A 3,839-nucleotide genomic window follows, 5' to 3' on the forward strand; every position below is an offset into this window, starting at 1 on the left:
GCGACGATCCCTTCGGGATCGCGCATGATGGGTATTGGCAATGAGAACGATCAAGTGTCTTAAGGGCAATTGGTGGATGCCTTGGCATGCACAGGCGATGAAGGACGTGATACGCTGCGATAAGCTACGGGGAGGTGCGAATACCCTTTGATCCGTAGATCTCCGAATGGGGAAACCCACCTAAGGTACTTGGAAAATCAGAGCAGCAGGGCAACTGACGCGGCAATCCCAAAAGGATTGAGCGTGGGGCGACGATCTCTTTGGGATCGCGCTGTTTTTGCTGCTGTGGTTTCCAAGTATCGATAATAGGTAACTTATCCTGAATACATAGGGATAAAGTGGCGAACGCGGGGAACTGAAACATCTAAGTACCCGTAGGAAAGGACATCAACCGAGACTCCGGAAGTAGTGGCGAGCGAACCCGGACCAGGCCAGCGGCGATTGAGAGACAAGCGGAACCTTCTGGAAAGTTGGGCCATAGCGGGTGACAGCCCCGTACGCGTAATGCGATCAATCGTCCTTGAGTAAGGCGGGACACGTGAAATCCTGTCTGAAATTGGGAGGACCACCTTCCAAGCCTAAGTACTCGTGCATGACCGATAGCGAACTAGTACCGTGAGGGAAAGGTGAAAAGCACCCCGACAAGGGGAGTGAAAGAGTACCTGAAACCGATTGCCTACAAACAGTGGGAGCCCGTCCTTCAAATCGCTTGACGATTTGAAGAACTTTTGATTTTGCCATCAAGAGCGCAAGCGCTTTGATGGGCGGGTGACCACGTACCTTTTGTATAATGGGTCAGCGACTTAGTGTGACGAGCAAGCTTAAACCGATAGGTGTAGGCGCAGCGAAAGCGAGTCTGAACAGGGCGTTCAGTTCGTCGCATTAGACCCGAAACCGAGTGATCTAGCCATGAGCAGGCTGAAGGTAAGGTAACACTTACTGGAGGGCCGAACCCATAACTGTTGCAATAGTTCGGGATGACTTGTGGCTAGGGGTGAAAGGCCAATCAAACTCGGAAATAGCTGGTTCTCCGCGAAATCTATTTAGGTAGAGCGTCGACCGAATACCCCAGGGGGTAGAGCACTGGATGGGCTAGGGGTCCTCACCGGATTACCAAACCTAACCAAACTCCGAATACCTGGGAGTACTAGTCGGCAGACACACGGCGGGTGCTAACGTCCGTCGTGAAAAGGGAAACAACCCTGACCTACAGCTAAGGTCCCCAAGTTATGGCTAAGTGGGAAAGGATGTGAGGATCCCAAAACAACCAGGATGTTGGCTTAGAAGCAGCCATCATTTAAAGAAAGCGTAACAGCTCACTGGTCTAAATAAGGGTCTTTGCGCCGAAAATGTAACGGGGCTAAAGCCATACACCGAAGCTTAGGGTTCGTGAGCAATCACGAGCGGTAGCGGAGCGTTCTGTAAGCCAGTGAAGCCGTACCCGTGAGGGGCGGTGGAGGTATCAGAAGTGCGAATGCTGACATGAGTAACGTAAGGGGAGTGAGAGACTCCCCCGCCGAAAGACCAAGGGTTCCTGCTTAAAGTTAATCTGAGCAGGGTTAGCCGGCCCCTAAGACGAGGCGGAAACGCGTAGTCGATGGGAATCACGTTAATATTCGTGAGCCTGGAGGTAGTGACGGATCACACAAGTTGTCCAATCTTATCGGATTGAAAGGGCAGCGGAGTGGTTCCAGGAAATAGCTCCTCCTTATAGACCGTACCCGAAACCGACACTGGTGGTCTGGTAGAGTATACCAAGGCGCTTGAGAGAACTATGCTGAAGGAACTCGGCAAATTGCACGCGTAACTTCGGAAGAAGCGTGACCCTTTTTTGCGCAAGCAGAGGAGGGTGGCACAGACCAGGGGGTAGCGACTGTTTATCAAAAACACAGGGCTCTGCGAAGTCGCAAGACGACGTATAGGGTCTGACGCCTGCCCGGTGCTGGAAGGTTAAGAGGAGGGGTGCAAGCTCTGAATCGAAGCCCCAGTAAACGGCGGCCGTAACTATAACGGTCCTAAGGTAGCGAAATTCCTTGTCGGGTAAGTTCCGACCTGCACGAATGGCGTAACGACTTCCCCGCTGTCTCCAGCATAGACTCAGTGAAATTGAATTCCCCGTGAAGATGCGGGGTTCCTGCGGTTAGACGGAAAGACCCCGTGCACCTTTACTATAGCTTTACATTGGCATTCGTAGTGGCATGTGTAGGATAGGTGGTAGGCTTTGAAGCCTGGGCGCCAGCTCAGGTGGAGCCACCCTTGAAATACCACCCTTATCACTATGGATGTCTAACCGCGGCCCGTTATCCGGGTCCGGGACAATGTATGGTGGGTAGTTTGACTGGGGCGGTCGCCTCCTAAAGAGTAACGGAGGCGCGCGATGGTGGGCTCAGAACGGTCGGAAATCGTTCGCTGAGTGCAATGGCATAAGCCTGCCTGACTGCGAGACTGACAAGTCGAGCAGAGACGAAAGTCGGTCATAGTGATCCGGTGGTCCCGTGTGGAAGGGCCATCGCTCAACGGATAAAAGGTACGCCGGGGATAACAGGCTGATGACCCCCAAGAGTCCATATCGACGGGGTTGTTTGGCACCTCGATGTCGACTCATCGCATCCTGGGGCTGGAGCAGGTCCCAAGGGTATGGCTGTTCGCCATTTAAAGCGGTACGTGAGTTGGGTTCAGAACGTCGTGAGACAGTTCGGTCCCTATCTGCCGTGGGTGTAGGAATATTGAAAGGATCTGTCCCTAGTACGAGAGGACCGGGATGGACGGATCTCTGGTGGACCTGTTGTGGCGCCAGCCGCATTGCAGGGTAGCTATATCCGGACGGGATAACCGCTGAAGGCATCTAAGCGGGAAACCCACCTTGAAACGAGTATTCCCTGAGAACCGTGGAAGACGACCACGTTGATAGGCCGGGTGTGGAAGAGCGGCAACGCTTGAAGCTTACCGGTACTAATAGTTCGATCGGCTTGATCGTTCTCATTCCTAATATCCATCCGACAAAGTCGGATGGTCTGCCAGCGCTCACGCATGAGCGGCCCTTACGGGCCTATGCTCCGCGAGGCGCCGGACGACCGGCGACGCGCAGTCGCGCTTGCGGGCTTCGCCCGTAGGCAAAACGCAGACGTCGCCTTGGCACAAAAACGACGATCCTCCGGATCGCGCTGCGACGATCCTTTGGATCGCGCTTGGCGACCATCCTTGATCGCGCCGCGACGATCCTCCGGATCGCGCTTGAACAGCTTCTCGATTTGAACGTGCGTTTCGCCGACCTGGTGGTTATGGCGGAGCGGCTGCACCCGATCCCATTCCGAACTCGGCCGTGAAACGCTCCAGCGCTGATGGTACTTCGTCTCAAGACGCGGGAGAGTAGGTCGCTGCCAGGTCTGCCAAGCGCACGTTCATCTCACATCCGGATCCGGATGGAGACAAATCTTCTCCTTTGCGATTGTTGTGATGCATGTCGTTGCCTCAAAACCGCTAACACTTTTGAGCGACATGCATGAGGCCCGCCAAACGGGATCCCGGGCCGCGCAAGCGGCCCTTTCATTGGGCGGTCCCTTGAATACGGTAAGCGCAAACTTACCTCTATGGTGACGCGGGGTGGAGCAGCCCGGTAGCTCGTCAGGCTCATAACCTGAAGGTCACAGGTTCAAATCCTGTCCCCGCAACCAATCCAAAACGCCCGCCTCGTGCGGGCGTTTTTGTATCTGGCCGGCTGATGTGAGCGGTCATCAGGCCCGCAAGCAGCGAACCGACGCAGCGCCGGCAGACGAGCCAAATCCTGTCCCCCACACCACGCAAACGGCCCGCCAACGCAGGCCGTTTGCGTTTGCGGC

At 55.0% G+C, this 3,839-nt stretch carries 1 tRNA gene and 2 rRNA genes; all 3 read left to right on the forward strand.

Annotation, left to right across the window (positions count from 1 at the left end):
- Positions 1-48: 48 nt before the first annotated feature.
- The 3 genes from CK215_RS30450 (at position 49) to CK215_RS30460 (ending at position 3,674) form a co-directional block, all read left to right on the forward strand.
- Positions 49-2,977: ribosomal RNA gene (locus CK215_RS30450) — 23S ribosomal RNA — on the forward strand.
- 294 nt (positions 2,978-3,271) lie between these two features.
- Positions 3,272-3,386: ribosomal RNA gene (gene rrf, locus CK215_RS30455) — 5S ribosomal RNA — on the forward strand.
- 211 nt (positions 3,387-3,597) lie between these two features.
- A tRNA-Met gene (locus CK215_RS30460) sits at positions 3,598-3,674 on the forward strand.
- Positions 3,675-3,839 lie beyond the last annotated feature (165 nt).

This window comes from Mesorhizobium sp. WSM3864, from assembly GCF_002294955.1.
In the GTDB taxonomy this organism is placed as follows: Bacteria; Pseudomonadota; Alphaproteobacteria; order Rhizobiales; family Rhizobiaceae; genus Mesorhizobium.